Origin of the sequence: Saccharopolyspora hattusasensis, from assembly GCF_050972075.1 — a bacterium.
GTDB classification, from domain to species: domain Bacteria; phylum Actinomycetota; class Actinomycetes; order Mycobacteriales; family Pseudonocardiaceae; genus Saccharopolyspora; species Saccharopolyspora hattusasensis.
Genome location: NZ_JBPCDC010000001.1, coordinates 6,168,854 through 6,185,058, shown reverse-complemented (window position 1 = coordinate 6,185,058; position 16,205 = coordinate 6,168,854). Strand labels below are relative to the sequence as shown.

13 protein-coding genes and 1 pseudogene are annotated in these 16,205 nt (G+C 70.6%); 1 reads left to right on the top strand and 13 read right to left on the bottom strand.

All coding sequences use genetic code 11. The annotated features are described in order from the left end of the window. Positions 1-153: 153 nt before the first annotated feature. Positions 154-1,782 (bottom strand): annotated as a pseudogene (locus ACRXBZ_RS29680) (protein kinase domain-containing protein); the annotation flags it as partial. A gap of 130 nt (positions 1,783-1,912) precedes the next feature. Further along, complete coding sequence (locus ACRXBZ_RS29675; RefSeq protein ID WP_433881871.1) at positions 1,913-2,899, bottom strand: glutathione S-transferase family protein; 987 nt, start codon at positions 2,897-2,899, stop codon at positions 1,913-1,915. Between the two features lie 478 nt (positions 2,900-3,377). Here ACRXBZ_RS29675 and ACRXBZ_RS29670 point away from each other — a divergent pair, with 478 nt between their 5' ends. Further along, on the top strand, positions 3,378-4,124 hold the full coding sequence (locus tag ACRXBZ_RS29670) for an SDR family NAD(P)-dependent oxidoreductase (protein WP_433881870.1): 747 nt from the start codon (positions 3,378-3,380) through the stop codon (positions 4,122-4,124). On the opposite strand, the gene ACRXBZ_RS29665 is transcribed toward ACRXBZ_RS29670, so the two are convergent. From ACRXBZ_RS29665 to ACRXBZ_RS29615, 11 genes are all read right to left on the bottom strand, one after another. Beyond that, a complete protein-coding gene (locus ACRXBZ_RS29665; RefSeq protein ID WP_433881869.1) occupies positions 4,125-4,274 on the bottom strand; it encodes a hypothetical protein in 150 nt (49 codons plus the stop codon). It lies immediately after the preceding gene. A gap of 24 nt (positions 4,275-4,298) precedes the next feature. Continuing rightward, positions 4,299-4,685 (bottom strand): DUF4326 domain-containing protein, encoded by a 387-nt coding sequence (locus tag ACRXBZ_RS29660; RefSeq protein WP_433881868.1) that lies wholly within the window; start codon positions 4,683-4,685, stop codon positions 4,299-4,301. Between the two features lie 209 nt (positions 4,686-4,894). Beyond that, positions 4,895-5,560: an NADPH-dependent F420 reductase gene (gene npdG / locus ACRXBZ_RS29655; protein ID WP_433881867.1), complete on the bottom strand. Its 666-nt coding sequence runs from the start codon at positions 5,558-5,560 to the stop codon at positions 4,895-4,897. A gap of 78 nt (positions 5,561-5,638) precedes the next feature. Then, positions 5,639-7,102 carry an RNB domain-containing ribonuclease gene (locus tag ACRXBZ_RS29650; RefSeq protein WP_433881866.1) on the bottom strand — a complete coding sequence of 488 codons (1,464 nt, stop codon included), beginning with the start codon at positions 7,100-7,102 and terminating at the stop codon, positions 5,639-5,641. A 4-nt stretch (positions 7,103-7,106) separates the two neighbouring features. Continuing rightward, entirely contained in the window at positions 7,107-7,250 is a 144-nt protein-coding gene (locus ACRXBZ_RS29645; protein WP_397544966.1) for a hypothetical protein, read from the bottom strand. A 112-nt stretch (positions 7,251-7,362) separates the two neighbouring features. Then, positions 7,363-7,824 (bottom strand): hypothetical protein, encoded by a 462-nt coding sequence (locus ACRXBZ_RS29640; protein ID WP_433881865.1) that lies wholly within the window; start codon positions 7,822-7,824, stop codon positions 7,363-7,365. A gap of 43 nt (positions 7,825-7,867) precedes the next feature. Further along, positions 7,868-8,974: a C40 family peptidase gene (locus tag ACRXBZ_RS29635; RefSeq protein WP_433881864.1), complete on the bottom strand. Its 1,107-nt coding sequence runs from the start codon at positions 8,972-8,974 to the stop codon at positions 7,868-7,870. 1 nt (position 8,975) lies between these two features. Then, entirely contained in the window at positions 8,976-9,554 is a 579-nt protein-coding gene (locus ACRXBZ_RS29630) for a hypothetical protein (RefSeq protein WP_433881863.1), read from the bottom strand. 18 nt (positions 9,555-9,572) lie between these two features. Beyond that, complete coding sequence (locus ACRXBZ_RS29625; protein ID WP_433881862.1) at positions 9,573-11,648, bottom strand: hypothetical protein; 2,076 nt, start codon at positions 11,646-11,648, stop codon at positions 9,573-9,575. Continuing rightward, the gene (locus tag ACRXBZ_RS29620) at positions 11,645-15,715 is read right to left on the bottom strand and encodes an ATP-binding protein (protein WP_433881861.1); all 4,071 of its coding nucleotides are present in this window, start codon (positions 15,713-15,715) and stop codon (positions 11,645-11,647) included. The genes ACRXBZ_RS29625 and ACRXBZ_RS29620 overlap by 4 nt, the downstream gene beginning before the upstream one ends. Then, the gene (locus ACRXBZ_RS29615; protein ID WP_433881860.1) at positions 15,690-16,205 is read right to left on the bottom strand and encodes a hypothetical protein; all 516 of its coding nucleotides are present in this window, start codon (positions 16,203-16,205) and stop codon (positions 15,690-15,692) included. Before ACRXBZ_RS29615 ends, ACRXBZ_RS29620 begins: the two co-directional genes overlap by 26 nt.

Below are 16,205 nucleotides of genomic sequence, written 5' to 3'. Positions count from 1 at the left end.
CTCGTCGAGCAGCACGACCAGCGTCCTGGCGACCCCGTACAGGTCCGTGGCAACCGACGGCCGGAACCCGCCGGAACCCGGTCCCGGGTAGAAACCCCGGGTGAGCGCCGGTCGGCGAGCGCGCCGTCGGCCGTCCCACACGCCGCCCAGGTCCACCAGCACGATGCGGTCGCCGCTGCGGATCACATTCTCCGGCTTCATGTCGGTGTAGCGGAGCCCGCTCTGGTGCAGGAACTCGACGACGTCGAGAATTTCGCAGCCGTAGGCGAGGATTTCCGCGACGAGCGGCGGATCATGCCTGTTCCGCGGCAGGTTCGCCAGTTCGCTCAGCGGCACGCCCGGGACGTAATCCATCGCGATGTAGTCGACCGGCCCGGTGCCGGTCGAAACCTCCGGATACTGGAAGAAGTCGTGCGCCCGCACCAGGTTCCGGTGTTCGAGGCGGGTCAGGTACCAGGCCTCCGAACGCAGTCCCGCGCCGTGGTCGTCGTCCCGGTCACTCAACGCCTTGAGCGCCACGTCGCGCTTGAGGTTGTTGTCGTGCGCCACGTAGATCTCGCCGTAGCCGCCCTTCGCCAGGTAACGCAGCACCTGGTATCGCCCGCGGCCGACCCAGGTGTCCTTCTCCAGCCGGGGCGTGGGCGAATCCGCGTCGACCGGGCGGTCCGACGCGGGGAACGCCAGCTTCGGCAACTCCACGAACCCCGCGCACTTCCACACCGCTGCACCATCGCGCGTGGGCGGCTCGGCCTGCGGGCGGCGGAAGCAGGCCTCGCAGAAGCCGGTCTCGTCGATTCGCCCGGGATCGCCGGGGCAGTCCGGGCGGCGGCACCGCGCGCCGACCTCTTCGGGCTGCTCCAAGCGCGCGCCGACCTCCTCCAACCTGGTGCGTTCGGCGTCGGCGAGATCGCGCGCCGCGGTCAGGTCGCGATCAAACCCGTCCAGTTCCCGGTGCGACACGTCGTCCGGGGTTTCCGCCGCCTTCCGGCGGAAACCCGCCAGCTTGACGCGCAGCGAGTTGGAAAGCCCCTGCGAGCCGGTGGAGCTCGACGTTCCCCGGTAGATGCCGCGGCGCAGCCCGACCACGCTGCACTCGACGTGCGCCAGGTCATGGATCCGCGAATCGAACTGGTCCAACCGCCGGGCAGTACCGCGCCGAGGCGGATCCTCGACGACCGCGGCCCGGAAGTCCGGGAGCTGATCGAGGATCGTGCGCATCGGGATCATCCACGCCAAACCCTGCGGGTGGCCGTCGTCGGACTTCAGCACCACCATGCCGAGGACCGCCTCGTCGCGGCCGTCGAGCACCGCGGCTCCGCTGAAGCCCACCTCGACGTTGCGGGCGGTCGGCTCGGTGAACAGCTGCACGAGCCCGCCGCCCACCCGGCCGGCGACCGCCAGCTCCACCCACCTCCCGTTGGGGTGCCGCGCGGAGTGCCCGTAGCACCAGACGCTCGTGCGGCGCTGCAGCTCGGCGCGTTCGACCAGCGGCGCCGACCAGGAGCTGTGCCGAGGCTCGGCCAGCCGCAGCAACGCGATGTCGCGTCCCGCCTCGGCCTCGTCCCCATCGAAGCCGGTTCGCCCGGCGCGGACCTGATCCCCGGCTCCGAGCGGGAAGTCCAACCGCACCTCGGACCGATCGCCGATCACGTGCGCGCAGGTCAGGACGTACTCGCCGTGCAGCAGGAACCCCGTGCCCAGCAAGACATCCGACCGTGCGTCGAGCACCCGCACATGCCACTGCGCGGGCTCCGCAGGCGTCGAACGACCTTGGCCGAGCATGTTCTCGACCGTAGAACGGCCGAGAACCGGAATCCCGCCTTCAGCCCAGCACCACCCGATCGGCCGCTTAAGGACTTGAGAACCCGCAGCGGTGCAAGCTGAGTCCCGCACCGCAAGTGGCTGACGCCGTTTAGGTGAAGATCCCAGGTGGTGTCCCGGTGCCGAAGGGCTTGCCGCCCAGGGCTTCTCGGCCGTGCGGTGTGCCCCAGCCCGCGAGATCCGGGCCCACCGGGACGATTCCGGTTGGGTTGATCTGGTGGTGCGTCGCGTAGTAGTGGCGCTTGATGTGGTCGAAGTCGACCGTCTCGCCGAACCCCGGCGTCTGGAACAGGTCCCGCGCGTACGCCCACAGGACCGGCATCTCGGTGAGCTTCTGGCGGTTGCACTTGAAGTGGCCGTGGTAGGCGGCGTCGAATCGGACCAGCGTGGTGAACAGCCGGACGTCGGCCTCGGTGATCGCGTCGCCGACCAGATAGCGGCGGTCCGCCAAGCGCTCGGAAAGCCAGTCCAGGCGGGCGAAGAGCCGCTCGTAGGCCTCCTCGTACGCCTGCTGCGAGGTAGCGAAACCGCAGCGGTAGACGCCGTTGTTGACATCGGCGTACACCACCGCGTTGATCTCGTCGATCTCCGCGCGCAGGTGCTCCGGGTACAGCTGCGGTGCGCCGTCGCGGTGGTACGCGACCCATTCCGTGGACAGGTCGAGGGTGAGCTGCGGGTAGTCGTTGGTGACGACCTTGCGCTCGGCGACGTCCAGGACGGCGGGAACCGTGTAGCGGCCGGTGAACTCGGGATCGGCGGCCAGGTACGCCTCGGACAGGAAGGCAATCCCGGTCACCGGGTCCACGCCCTGCGGATCGAGGGTGAAGCGCCAGCCGCGCTCGTCGCGGATCGGGTCGACGACCCCCAGCGACAGCACGTCCTCCAACCCCAGCAGGCGGCGGACGATCACCGACCGGTGCGCCCACGGGCAGGCCAGGCTCACCACCAGCCGGTACCGATCCGGCTGCACCTTCCACCCAGACGAGCCGTCCGCGGTGATCCGCTCGGTGAACCGGTTCGCCTGCCGCACCCACTCGCCCCGCGTCGAGGTCTCCGCCCCGAACTCTGCTTTGGCCATACCCCCACCCTAGGCCCCGCGAGAACCCCGGTTTCAGTTGAAACCGGGGTTACTGACAGTTCCGGAGCTTGTGTCAATGTGTGACAGAGCGTGGTGTAGTGTGTTGCTTGCTGACCGAGCGAAAGCCAAGCCCGGTCAGCGGTTTTCCTGCGGCGGCAGGTGAAACACGTCAGGTACCGCGAGTTGCGTGGGAACCGGCCGTAAGGCCAAACGCACATGGAGACCGTGTCAGACCAGCGTTCGTGCTGGCAGTGGTCGAGGAAGCGTGAAGGCCACCAGTCTTCTCCCGATGGTCAACGCGGGTGGCGCAAGTCATCTGCTCACGGAACGTTTTGACACGTTTCGTGAACGGTTTCCCAGCAAATGGACGAGCACGGTCAGCGGATTCCCTCGCAGTTTCAATGGAAACCGCGCGGGAACCTGGTTCCGGATCGTGGAGGGTTCCGGGTGGAGTCGGGCGCGGATTAGGGTTCCGGGCATGGATCTCGATCTTTCCGGACGCTGCTTCCTCGTCACCGGCGCCAGCAAGGGGCTCGGTTTCGCCACCGCGCGGGCGCTGGTCGATGAAGGCGCCGACGTCGTCGTGTCGTCTTCCTCCGAGGACAACACCGCCGCCGCTGTCGCAGCGCTCGGCGACCACGCCCGCGGGCTCGCCGTCGACCTCACCGACCCCGCCACCCCGCGCCGCCTGATCGACTACGCGCGCGAGCAGTTCGGGCGGCTGGACGGGCTGTTCGTCAGCCACGGCGGACCGCCCGCCGGGCTGCCCAGCTCGCTCGACGACGACACGCTGCGCCGCGGCCTGGAGATCGCCGCGATCGCCCCGATCCGGATCGCCCGCGAGGTCGCCGCGGAGCTCGGCGAGGGCGGCTCGATCGTGGTGCTAACCTCCACCTCCGGCGCGGAGCCGCTGACCGGGCTGGCCAGCTCGAACGTCGCCCGGCCCGCGACGCAGGGCTTCGTGAAGGACCTCGCCAACGAGATCGGGCCGCGCGGCGTGCGGGTCAACGCGCTGCTGCCGGGGCGCTTCGACACCGAGCGCTCCCGCCAACTCGCCGCCGGGAACCCGAAGGCGCTGGAGCAAGCCGAGCAAGCTGCGGCCCTGCGACGGTCCGGCGACCCGGCGGAACTGGCCGCGGTCGCGGCATTCCTGCTGTCCCCCAAGGCTTCCTACGTCACCGGGGCCGCCTGGACGGTGGACGGCGGGCGGCGCGCCGAGATGTGATCAGGCGACGCCCTGACCGTCGGCGGCGCTGCGGGCCTGCTCGACGCGGGCCCGCAGCTCGTCCGGCAGCGTCAGGCCCCGCTCGCCGCTCGCTCCTCGCCGAGGTGAGGGGCACCCTTGCGCGACTATGCCGTCGACTATGCCGCTCAAGGGTGTCCCTCACCTCACTCTGTTTCAGCCCGCTCGGTGGGCGAGGACGTCGGCGTGGCAGGGCTTGGGCGCGCACCAGCAGCCCAGCGCGCGCCCGCTCAACTCGCCCTCGCGCAGCTTCGTGAGCAGGTTCGGCTGCTCGTCCAGCCACTTCTCGTAGTGCCGGACCATCCCCTCGCGATCGACCTTGGCCTCCTTCAGGAACGGGCTGGCGAACTCCGAATCCGGCCAGTGGTGCCGCGGGCCGGCGTGCCCGACGTAGGTCAGCAGGCCCTGCTCCTCCAGCCACGGCACCAGGTGCTTGTGCGGGCCGCCCTTGCGCACGTTGACCACGACGGTATGCCCGTCGAGCAGGGCGTCCGCCCGCTCCCGCTCGTCATCGCTCCAACTGCTCGCCTCGTCCGGCAGCACTACGACCACCTCCGCCGCTCAGGGTGCCGCCCCGGGGCGCGACGGACAATTTCGCGAGAACCGACGACCGGCGTCACCCGGGGCCTGCGCAATTTCTCGCGAAATTGTGCCAATCCCAGGCGGCGGTGACTGTGCGCAGCCGATGCAGCCGAGTGGTGGTCACCCCGGGCGAGGTCAATTTCTCGCGAAATTGCACTCGCCGCGCGAGTTCAGACGTCGGTGATGCGGAGGCCCGCGTGGGCCTTGTAGCGGCGGTTGATCGCGATCAGGTTCGCCGTGAACGCCTCCACCTGGTGGGCGTTGCGCAGGCGTCCGCCGTAGATGCCGCGCACGCCCGGAATCACGCCGGCCAACTCGCGGACCACGTCGGTGGCCTCGCGGTCGTCGCCGAGCACCAGGACGTCCAGGTCCACGTGGCCGACCGCGAGATCGGCCAGGGTCACCGCGGAGACGTGGTGGAACGCCGCCGTCACCCGCGACTCCGGCAGCAGCCGCGCCGCCTGCTGCGCCGCGCTGCCCTCCGGCACCGGCAGCGCGTACGGGCCCGTCTTGTCGAAGCCGAGCGGGTTGACGCAGTCGATCACGATCTTGTCGGCGAGCTCCGCCTGCAGGGACTTGAGCAGGTCCGCGTGGCCCTCCCAGGGCACCGCGGCCAGCACGATGTCCGAGGCCGCCGCGCACCCGGCGTTGCCCTGGCCCGAAACGTCGCCACCAGCGATCTCGACGATCTCGGCCGCCGCCTGCTGGGCACGCTCGGCATTGCGCGAGCCGATCACGACCTTCAGGCCCGCCTTCGCCCACCGGATCGCCAGCCCGCGCCCCTGCGCCCCGGTGCCGCCCAGCACCCCGACCGTCATCTCCCGCACCTCAGCCACGCCGGGCCCCTTTCGTCGCCGTCGACCATGCGAATTCCACAATCGACCCGGAGACACGAATGCGCCACGGGGTGTGCGTCAAGCCACTTCGAACGCGACGTCGCGGCGCGCCGGGTCGGCCTCGACGAGCCGCACCCTGACCTGCTGGCCCTCGCCGAGCCCGCTGCCGGTGCACCGCGCGATGACCGGCGGATCGGCCACGAACACCTCGCCCGCCGAACCATTCGGCACGCGCAGCACCGTCGCGGCGAACTCCTCACCGACCCGCGACGCCAGCGACCAGGCCTGTGTCTGGGCGATGCAGGCGCGCTCCACCTGCCCGGCCATCCGGTCGGAGCTGCCCATCGCCGACGGCAGCTCCGCCAACGCCGCCCGCACCCATTCCGGTACTTCCCGGTCCGATGCCACCGCCAGGCACACCTCGGCGCTGTAGCGGTCGACCAACCGGCGCAGCGGGGCCGTCACGTGCGCATACGAGGCTCCGATGCCCGCGTGGTTGGCCTTCGCAGGCGCCCCGTCGCCGAAGGCCGTGTAGCCCGCGCCGCGCAGCAGGCGGGTCGCCGCCACGTGTACTGCCAGTGCCTCCGGCTTGATCGGGTTGAGCCTCGCGAGCGCGGCTGCGGGTGGGGTATCCACCGGCCAGTGCACGCCGAGCCTGCTCGCCGAACGGCGCAGACCGGCGACCGTTTCCGGCTCGGGGTCGGGCACCGTGCGTAGCACGCCGATCCCGGCCGACAGCATCATCTCCGCCGCGCACATGCCGGTGAGCAAGGAGATCTCCGCGTTCCATTCCTCGACCACGAGACGTGGCCGCAGCACCAGCCGCCAGCCGCCCGCACCGTCGGATTCCACCTGCTGCTCCGGCAGGCCGAGCTCTATCGCGCCGCGCAGCACCGCCTGCTCCCGGCGCAGCCGCCCGACCTCGGGAAGCAGCGCGATCGAAGGATGCGGGTCGCCGTGCCGCAGCGAACGCTGCACGCCGTCGTAGTCCAGCTGCGCGACCGACCGCACCAGCGCCCGCCGGACGTCGACGCGCACCGGCAGCCCGTCGGAATCCAGGTCGATCGTCCACAACACGGCCGCGCGCACCTGGCCCGGCAACAGGCTCGCGGCGTCTTCGGACAACCGCGTCGGGTGCAGCGGAACGTTGCCGTCCGGCAGGTAGAGGGTCTGCCCGCGCCGCCGCGCCTCGACGTCCAGCGCGCCACCGGGCAGCACGAAAGCGGCGACGTCGGCGATCGCGTAGTGGATGCGGAAGCCGCTGCGCCGGCGGCGGACCAGCACCGCCTGGTCGAGGTCCTTGGAGCCGGGCGGGTCGACCGTCACCAGCGGCAGGTCGGTGGCGTCCACCCGTGCCCCGGTGGGCACCGGCTGCGCGACGGTCTGCTCCACCTCGGCGAGCGCGGCGGTCGGATAGTCGACGGGCAGCCCCAGCTCGGCGCGGATCGCCGAGAAGTCCAAGCCCAGTTCCGGCCGACTCCGACCGGTCGGTAAGGCGGCGGCAGCTACGGTGCCACCCGGTGGGATCCCCGCCGCCGCCACGAGCTCAGTCCTCGCTGTTCCAGCGCCGGTCGGCGTCGTCGGCCGCTTTGGTCCGCTCCTCGGCTATCTCCAGCGCGCGAGCAGCGGTCTCCCGGTCCGGGTACGGCCCCAGGCGCTCAGCAGCCCGGCAACCGGCCTTCGGCTCCACCCGCCGATGCTTCAAACAGAAGTACCAACTTCCGCCGCCCATGCGTCGAGCCTCGCACGACAGCGCGCACCTGTCACGCTCCGGGCCGCGACACGACCGGTATGTCCCAACCTCACCAGGCCGGCGGGGGAGGCGCGGCCGGCATCGGCTGCTGGCCGCCGGGGTCCTGCCGCAGGATCGGGTCCAAGCAGGACACCAGCACCTGGTGGTTCTCCGGGTTGTCGATGCGGCGACCATCCCGCATCCGGTACTCCAGGTCGCCGTTGTCGCCGACCTCCACGGTGCACCCGACCTCGGCGAGCTGGTCGTCGTCGAGGTCCACCAGGCGCTCGTAGCGGGACGGCACCACCCGGTACACGGGCCACTGCAGGTGCCCGAAGGCCTGGTGGAACTCCGCCAGCAGGTTGCTCATCTGCTGCTGCCACGGCAGCGGCATGGCCTCGGCCAGCGATCGCGGCAGCACCGCGTACCCGGCGTCCACCCCGGGCCGGGGCTGCCTGGTCAGGTAGTCCCCGAGCGGCGTGCTCGATGCGGGCGGACGAGACGGCCACGGAATCGGGTCCGGCGTGAACATGATCAACCCTTTCCGAAGGACAGCAGGCCGCCGCCATTCTTACCTACCGCGCACCCCCGGCGGCAGGAGCGGGCGCGCCCGGCGACGGCGTGTCGGCGGGCGCACCGGGCTCGCGCGACGCGGTCCCGGCAGGCGGCGCGGGCTCGCTCGTCGAGGATCCAGCCCCGCTCGACGGCGCCGGATCGGCGGCCGGGCGGACCACCGTGGGCAGCAACTGGCCGCCGTCCCACAACTTCGTCACCTCGACGGACTCGCCGGGCTGCGGCGCGTGCAGGACCTCGTTGTCGCCCAGGTACAGCGCCACGTGGTGGATTCCGTTCGGATCCCGGCCGTACCCCCAGAACACCAGGTCACCGGGCTGCGCCTGGGCCAGCGGGACGTGCGCGCCGCCCTGGAAGTACTGGCTCTGCGAGTACTTCGGGATCTCCACCCCGGCCGCCTTCCAGGCCTGCTGCGTCAAGCCCGAGCAGTCGAAGGCGTGCGGCCCCGCCGCGCCCCACACGTACGGCTTGCCGAGCTGGGTCTGGGCGTACTGGATCGCCTGGCTGGCCAGCACGCCAGCGCTGGGCAGGTCCTGGCAGGCGCTGATGCCCTCGACGTTGCCCTCCACGCTCACCAGGTGCGCGGCCATCGGCTCCCATTTGTGATAACGCAGCGGGAACGCCGACCGCTCCACCCGCTGGGAGGCGTCGCCCGGCCGCATCTCCTCCCAGCGAGGCACCGCGAGCAGCACGTCGTAGAACTTGTTGATCGCATAGTCCACGTCGGTGACCTGCTGGGCCGAGCCCCAGCCCATGGACGGCCGCATCTGGAAGATGCCCAGCGAGTCCCGGTCGCCGTGGAACACGTTGACCAGGTTCGACTCGGTCTTGCCCGCCTGGATCGCGATCTGCCAGGCCCGCGGCGGCAGGCCGCGCTGCTTGCCGATCTCGATGATGCGCTTGGCGATGGCGATCGATTCGCCGGACAGCGCCGCGGCGTCCCGCTCGCCGCGGCCCGCGCCATCGCCCCACGGCCCCAGGTCTGCGCTGCAGTTGGACCAACCCGCGCCCCGCCCACCGCTGCCGACCAGCAGGGCGGTCACCGCGCCGACGCCGATCAGACCTGCGAAACCCGCGAGCACGACGAACGCAACCACGAGCTTCCGCATGTCAACCTTCCTTGTCGTACTGGGCGACTCGCCAACCGGCAGGGGTCTTGTTCACGGTCACCGAGAGCGCGCCGATGTCGGTTGGCAACCGCACCACCATCGAGCCCCCGGTGGAACTGACCGCGGTGATCGCGCCGGTGATCACGTTGCCCGCGTTGCTCGGATCCACCGACGCCATCTCGGTGAGGAACTCGTCCGTCGTGTACGGGCGCAGCTTGTCCAGCCATTGCTGGCGGTCGGCGCCGACCGGGTGGTCCACCCACGCCTTGCCCCACTGCTCGACGACGGCCAGCCCGGCCGGGTCGGGGGCGACCGGCGCCGGGGCGGCCTGCGGCACCGTGATCGTCGGCGGCGACTTCGTCCGGGTCGGCGGCGGCACCACCGCCGAGCGCTGGGACGCGGAGGCGCGGGGGGCGGCCATGTTCCCGCTCGGCGGCGGCTCGGGCAGCAGGAAACCGATGGCAGTAGCCACCACGGCGAGCGCGATCACCGCAGTCGCCAGGTGCTTCGGCGAGCGCAACGGCCAGCCCCACAGCCTGCGGTACACCGCGGCCCGGCCGCGATGCGTCCGGATCGGCATCAGCTACCCCTCTTCCGCTCAGCCATCGGCTACCTCCAGCCCTCGGGAAGGCCGGTAGACCACGTAGACCGGACGGCCGGCCACGACCTCCATCTCCGCTCGGCGCGGTGCCGGTTGTTCCGGCGGTCCGGGAACCGGGGAACCGGCCGTGCGCGACGGGATCAGCACCGGATCTTCGTCCATTCCATCCCATTTGGCATCCGCCACCGGATTGGTATCGACCACCCGGCTCGTGCTCCGTGCCTCCGGCAGCGCCGCCGCTCCGCCTGGTCGGCGCGCCGCGCCTCCGGCGGGCAACGCGGTTCCCGCGCCCGCCGCCACCGCGCCCGCCGCCACCGCGGCCGGCGCGTCGCGGTCCAACCGCTGCGCGGTCGCCGCGACCGACATGTGTTGTGCCTCCGGCCGGCTCCGCCGGCGGCCGCGCTGCGGCGTCCCGTGCTCCTCGTCGGGATCCATGTCGCGCACCTGGTCCCAGAAGTTGCCGCCCTCTTCCTCCGACCGCCCGCGCCCGCGGAACTTGGCGAACAAGCCCTGCGGGGCACGCGGCATGGCGCGGCCGACCGTGCCCACCGACAGCTGGACCATCTGGCCGATCCGCCGGACCGGCTTGGCGACCAGCAGGAACACCACCGTGACCAGCGCGGCGAGCAGGATCTGGGTCAGCGCCGAGAATCCGCGCAGCGGGTCGAAGATCCAGGTCAGGATCAGGGTGTGCAACCCGGCCAGCGCCGAGATCATGACCACGTTGAGCACTGCGGCCCCGGCCACCCGGCCGATGGTGCGCAGCACCTGGTGGTAGATCAGCGCAACGAGCCCGATCAGCGGCCCGGCCAGGATCAGCACCCGAAGCAGCACCTGGGCGAGCAGGATCGTCGCCTTCGCGAGTAGCTGGAACGCCGCGTAGGACAGGCCCTGCACCAGGGCCAGCACCCCGGAGCCGACGCGGCTGCCGTCGACACCCTGGAAGTAGCCGTAGGAACTGCCCATCTTGCCGGCGACGTCCTCGAAAGCCTGCTTCTTCGGCTCCGGTGAACCGGCGTCGGCCCCGTCGTTGACCTCCTGCTTCGTCCACGCCTGCGCGCGCAGCAGCTCCCGGCCGAACTGCTGGGCCTGCGGGGAGTCGGGCGAGCCGAACTCGCCACGCAGCCAGTTGCGGTAGATGACCTGGTCGTGCAGCAGCGTCGGCAGCGCGTTGGCCTCGTCGACGCCGACCTCCCGCAGGAACCCCGCCTGCACCGCCGAGGTCCCGGTGATCACCACGTCGTCCAGCGCGTGCGTGTAGACCAGCGGCGTCAGGTAGGTCGCGGAAGCGAACCAAAGCCCCGCCAGCGCCCACATGCCCCGCTTGCCGATCGTGGCCAGGTCGCCCTGCCAGATGTAGCGGAACAGCACTATCGCCAGCACCAGCGCGACCAGCCCGAACCACGGGGTGAACACGCTGTCGTAGAGCGCGACGGTGCCGGTGGCGATGACGTCGTCCAGCGGGTCCATCAGGTCGCCGTTGAGCAGCGCGTAGTGGAGGCCGTTGGTGGCGCCGACGAGATTCTTGGCGACGTTGAACATCTCGTTGCCGAGCCAAGTGTCGACCAGCGCGTTCGGATTGGTCACGCCCTGCGGGCCGCAGCCGAGGTCGTAGGTGTGCCAGACCAGCCCTGCGTAGCCGACCTCGTCGTAGGCGCTGCCCGGATTCCCGACACCCATCGGCGCGGGATCCAGCGCTCCGACCATGCCCGAGCCCGGTCGCTCAGGGTTGGGTGCTTCCTTGCAGTCGAAGCCCTGACCCCAGGCCGGGGTGCCGATCAGCGCGTGGATCGCGATCAGCCCGGCGACGAGCGCGAACGCGCGGCGCTTGGGCGCGATGCGCTTGGGTGCGGTGCGCTTGGGTGCGGTGCGCTTGGGTGCGGTGCGCTTGGGTGCGGTGCGCTTGGGTGCGGTGCGCTTGGGTGCGGTGCGCTTGGGTGCGGTGCGCAATTTCAATGGAAATCGAAGGTCCGATTTCCATTGAAATTGCGTTCGGGTCTCATGCCGCCGCCGAAGTCGCAGGGCCATGACGATCACCGCGGCCAGCACGGTCACCAGAACTGCGCCGCTCACCGCGCGTCTTCTCCACCCCGCTCGCCCGGCCGACCGGTCGAGCGCTCGCTGCCGTCATCGGTGTAGCCGATGCCAACGGTTTCGAGCTCGAATTCGTCGAACGTTTCGAAGTCGTCCGCGTACGCCTCGGCCGAGCGCAGCGCCGGGACGCTGGAGTCGGAGTTCGCGCCGTTGTCGACCGGCTGCAGGGCCCGGCGTTCGACGCGGTCGTCGGCGGACGGCGTGGTGTCCAGCGCGTCACGCAGGTGTTCCAGGTGCGGGCCGGAGAAGTCGATGCGGATCTTCTCCACCCCACCGGCCCCGTCACCGAAGATGAACTGGCGCGGCGAGTGGTCCCGCTCGGTGGCGTTGCGGGCCGGGCCGGGGCGGCGGCCCAGCGCCGCCACCACCTGTTCGTACCCGGCGCCGACTGGCACCTTGAGCAGCCGCAGCGCGTCGGCCTGCGCCTGCTCGTCGTCCAGCCGCCCGATGAACACCGAGTCCAGTAGGGAAACGAAGCCCTGGATGCGCAGGAAGTCCGCCGGGATCTGGCTGGACAGCAGGACTCGGACGTTCCACTTCCGGGAGTCGCGGGCGAACCGGTTCATCAGCACCCGGCCCGTCGGCACCTCGGAGAGGAAGAACGCCTCGTCGATCCACACGCCCTTGCGCTCGTTCTTGGGCCGCTCGTAGATCGACCGCTGCGTCAGCCAGGCGGCCAGGTTGAGCATCTCGACGCCAAGCGCCTCCGCGTCGGTCCAGTGCTCCCGGCCGACGCCGTCCTTAGGCAGCGTCAGGCCCGCCATGGTCAGCACCGTGAGCCGGTCCTCGCGGCGCTCGGAGTACGGGTCGGCGTTGACCTCGGGGATCAGCAGCGACATCCGCTCCCGGATCTCGTCGAGGAAGTCGGCCACCACCACGGCGTGCTCGTGGTGTTCGCTCGCGTCGCGGCGCAGCGCCTCGAAGACCATGCCCGGGTGGGCGTCGGGCCGGCCGCCGACGGCGCGGACCGCGCGCAGCAGCACGATCCGGGTCTGCGGCAGCCGCGCCACCTCGTACGGCAGCAGCCCGGTCAGCACGTCGAGCACCAGGCGGCGGCGGGTGGCCGCGGCCAGCGCGCGCTCGCGGCGCCAGCTGCGCTCCGGGTCTTCCTCGTCGACGAAGTGCTCCAGTTCCGGCTCGGCGACCACCCGGTACGGGTTGAGGATGCCGGGCTGAGCGTTGAGCAGGTTGATCGGCCGGGCGTAGGGCCGCAGCTCGGGTAGCTCGCACAGCGCGGCCAGCGGTCCGGACGGGTCCAGCAGCGTCCAGTGCGCCCCGGAGCGCAGCGTCTTGTAGACGGTGCCGCCGCCGAGGAAGGAGTTATGCGTGGGGATGCACGTCTCCCCGGCCAGATACATGTGGTCCGCGTTATCCACCTGGACACAACGCACCGGAACAGATTCCACCGGCACTACATCGGCGATGTAGCGATAGCGGTTCGTGTCCCGAATGCTCGGATTGAGCCGCGCCAGCTTCCGCGAGAGCCGGAACACCTTGTCCGAGGTGGTGAACGAGATGATGTAGGCGGTCGAGGTGTGCGGATGCCGCCCCGTTACCTGCTTCGTGCGCAACCGAGCCTGGTATCCCAGTCCCAGCACCAACTCGTGAACATCCCGAGCCAGTCGCTGGTTCGTCACGGAGAACTCGATGCCACCCGACGGCTTGCAGTACCCATCCATATCGAGCAGACCGGCGAGCAACGCGCGGCGCTGCCTTTCGGATGCCCGTAGGTAGGCGGCCGGGATGTGCTTGTTGTCCAGCAGGCCCATCCGCCGCAAATTCTGCTGCACCGCACCCGGCAAGCCGTAATCCCGTTGCGACGGACGATACCGGCACTCCTGGCCGGCAAACTCGATCTCGTCGATGATCTCACGATCGAAGACCGTGATGGCCGCTCGACACGAGGTGCCGTCGCCGAGCCACGCCCCAAGCAGGTACGGCTCGACGGGCAAATCGGCTTCCGGCAGGTCGAACGCCGCTGCGACCGGAACCGCATGGTTTCGCTGCCCGCCGGAACTGAGCGTCGCAGCGATCTCGGCGGTCGTATGGATCGTGGGGCGCTGATTGACCTCCAGCGAGATCTCACCACGGCGCTGGTGCCCGCGAACGAAACGCGAATAGTAGACCGTGCCATCGCTGCGGGCGTCAGGGGTGCGCCGGTAAGTCCACACCTTCGTCGGCTGCCCACAGCCGCAGGCGCAGCTACCCGGAGGCGGTTCCGGGCTCGGCATCGTGGCGGCCGCCAGGCGAAGTCGTTCCGCTAGCCGGTTCTGGGCCTTCCAGTCCTTCCGCGTCCGGGTCAGCCATTGATGCTGCGCGTCGGCGCGGATCACTGACCCATCCGCGAACACCACGTCATAACACGGACGATCGAGCAAAACGTCGGTTGCCGCGATCACGCGAGTCGGCTTGCCATTCATTCCCAGCAGTTGATCGCCGACCTTGACCTCACCCATCGTGGTCCAGCCAGTCGGTGTGGGCAGCGGGGTGTCCAGGGCAAGCGCCTTGCCCCCACCCAACCCGGCGACTATTGCGGTCAGGCCGGAAGCGTCGCGGATCTCCTGCGCCATCCACGGGTCCCAGGCCACCGGGCGCCGGGTCGCGGTGCAGGTCTCGCCGAGCAGGACGCCACGCCGGTCGCCGACCTCCGCGGTCGCCTGCGGCACCGCGGAAGCCGCCCATACCACCGATCCTCGGCGCAGGTAGGCGCTGTTGGCCAACGGCTCGCCGGGGATGAATTCACGGGCCATCGCGTACTGCGCTTCGGGGTGCTCGATGGCGACCTTCGGCTTGTACAGGTCGAGGATCTGCTGCGCCAACCGCAGCGCGTCCCGCTCGGTGGGGCCGGAAACCGCCAGCCGCCACCAGGATTTTACCCGGGTGGCCAGCGCGGTGAAGCCGGAAGTCATCTCGTCGTCGACCTCTAGCACCCGGCCCGCCTGCCGGGCCAGCGAGGTCGGCGGCTCCAGGCCGTGCTCCTCGGTGTAGTGCCGCACCTGGGAGCGCACCTTGTTCATCTGCCGCTGCAGCTCGCCGCCGACGTCTTCGGGGCGCCGCACGTAGATCCGCGCGGACCACTCGACGGGCGCGGGCAGCCGGTCGGAGTGCTGCACCCAGGGGTCGTCGATCTCCGGGATCTGCAGGCCGTGGGTCTGCCCGACGGTGAGCACCGCGAGGTGCCGGGTGACGCCCGCGTTCGAGCCGGTGCGGCCGCGCACCGTCACGGTCGGCGCGTACGGGTCCTGGTGCATGTCGGAGGCGTCGGTGAAGGACGCGAGGTCCTCCGGTTCCCACGGAGCGCCGGGCACCGCGGGCAGGTTGCGCGGCGCGGGCAGGCCCAGCGAGCACGAGCGGTGCATCAGCCAGGAGATCTCCTCGGCGCTCACCGGACGCCCGTCCAGCCCGGCCGAGCCGATCACCTGGTCCAGGTGCTCGATCTCGCTGTCCAGTGCGACGAGTTCGGCGTCCACCGCTTCCGGGAACACCCGGCGCAGCAGCGGCGCGGCGCGTTCGACGGCGCGGTCCACCACGTTGCGGGTCTGCACCTGGACGCCCAGGTAGACCTCTTTCTCCGCCATGGAACGGCCCATCAGCTGCTGCTGCTCGCCGACCATGTAGTCGTCGAAGGACAGCGCACCGGGCGCGTCAGGCATGGGGTTGCGCGCGTTGTGCACGTGCGCCTCGGCCCACATCCTGATCGGGTAGGGCCGGTTCGTCACGCGCAGGTGCATCCAGCGGCCCTGCAGTTCGGCGTACTGGCCGGCGATCGCGGCGATCAGGTCCTGGCGCTGTGAATCGGAGCGGAAGGACCAGCGCTGCGGCGAAAGCCGGTACCAGGCGAACACGTCCTGGCCGGTGCGCAGCACGTGGCCGTCGATCGACCGCGCGGCGATCGACGGCGTGTAGTTCGGGATGGACTGCTCGTCGCTGGGTCCGCGGCCGCGTTTGCTCTGCTTTCCGCTGGCGCTGCGGACCTTGCCGTTCGAACCGCGGGGACCCGGAACCTGGTGCGTGTTGCGCTCACGGCCTCGCCGGCGACCGAACACCGCGAACCTCCTTGCTACGCGTGCGCCTGCTGGGAACCGTGCCGCGGGCCGCCGGCTGCCTGGACCGGGCGGGCCGCTGCGGTTGCTGCGGCTGCTGCGGGCGAACCCGCTTGGACTTCTTCCTGGGCCGAGGCCGCTGCGCCTTCACCCTGATCCGCGCCGCGCTGGCGGCGCCGCCAGCGCCGGACGTCTTCTCACGGGGCGCGGTGAGCTCGCGGAGCCACATCACCAGCACCGCACCCAGCGGGCGTTCGTGCCCGATCCGGGAGCAGATGATCCGGGTGACGACGACCGTGATGACCACAGCCCACGCGGTGGAGAAGAAGCCGAAGCCGATGTTCATCCGGCGCTCGACCCCGAGCACGATCAGGAACACCACGAGCCCCACGCCCCAGGCGACGTAGCGGGCCCGCCACGGGAAGGTCGCATTGGGTGGGCCGAGCCAGACCGCGTCGACCCGGTAGATCTCGTCGTCGGTCCGTATTCGCAC

What these genes read in the sequence shown, in the direction of transcription:
- ACRXBZ_RS29675 (WP_433881871.1), bottom strand. Translation starts at nt 2,899, where the DNA reads ATGGCCAAAGCAGAGTTCGGGGCGGAGACCTCGACGCGGGGCGAGTGG.
- ACRXBZ_RS29670 (WP_433881870.1), top strand. Translation starts at nt 3,378, where the DNA reads ATGGATCTCGATCTTTCCGGACGCTGCTTCCTCGTCACCGGCGCCAGC.
- ACRXBZ_RS29640 (WP_433881865.1), bottom strand. Translation starts at nt 7,824, where the DNA reads ATGTTCACGCCGGACCCGATTCCGTGGCCGTCTCGTCCGCCCGCATCG.
- ACRXBZ_RS29635 (WP_433881864.1), bottom strand. Translation starts at nt 8,974, where the DNA reads ATGCGGAAGCTCGTGGTTGCGTTCGTCGTGCTCGCGGGTTTCGCAGGT.
- ACRXBZ_RS29630 (WP_433881863.1), bottom strand. Translation starts at nt 9,554, where the DNA reads ATGCCGATCCGGACGCATCGCGGCCGGGCCGCGGTGTACCGCAGGCTG.